At 70.8% G+C, this 736-nt stretch carries 1 protein-coding gene; it reads right to left on the bottom strand.

Going from position 1 to position 736, the window contains the following annotated elements:
- The coding region (locus ROTAS13_RS25400; protein ID WP_139323616.1) for an EAL domain-containing protein at positions 1 to 736 on the bottom strand (736 nt) is incomplete at both ends.

Genomic DNA, 736 nt, shown 5'->3' with positions numbered 1-736 from the left:
CCCACTGGCGGATCCGGTCGAGCAGCGCGGCGGGCGGGAGGGGCGGGGAGAGGTGGTAGCCCTGCACGATGGGACATCCGAAGCGGTCCAGCATCTGCAGCGTCTCCTCGTTCTCGACGCCTTCGGCCACGACCTCGATCTCCAGCGAGCGGGCCAGGCTCAGCACCGCCTGCACCAGCACCTGGTCGCTGCGCGCTTTGACCATGCCCGAGATGAAGCTGCGGTCGATCTTGATCCGGTCCACCTCCAGCTTCTGCAGGGAGCCGAGGGAGGCGAAGCCCACGCCGAAATCGTCGATGGCGATCCGCACTCCTGCGCGGCCGAGCGTATCCAGCCCTGCCTGGGCGATGCGCAGGTCCATCATCGCCTCCTCGGTCAGCTCGATCTCCAGCATCCCGGGTGGCAGGCCGAACTCCGCCAGGGTGGACATGACCAGCCGGGCCACGCCGAACTGGGTCATCTCGCGCGGCGAGACGTTCATGCTTACCACCGCATCGGCATGCCCCATCTGGCGCAGCGTGGCGATCATGCGGCAGACGTCGCGCAGGATGAAGCGCAGCAGCGGCTCGGCCTGTCCGGCGCTGGCGGCCGCCAGGATGATGGCGGGCGGGTCGATCGGCCCGTGGCGGGGGTGGCTCCAGCGGATCAGCGCCTCCATCCCGGCCAGGGTGCCGCAGGGGCGGCGGAGCAGCGGCTGGTAGTGGACCTGCAGCGCGCCCCCGGCCAGGGCGCGGGG

Origin of the sequence: Roseomonas sp. TAS13 (genome assembly GCF_001950415.1) — a bacterium.
Lineage (GTDB): Bacteria > Pseudomonadota > Alphaproteobacteria > Acetobacterales > Acetobacteraceae > Roseomonas > Roseomonas mucosa.
The sequence above is the reverse complement of the archived record's forward strand: the minus strand, read 5'-3'. Positions and strand labels throughout refer to the sequence as shown.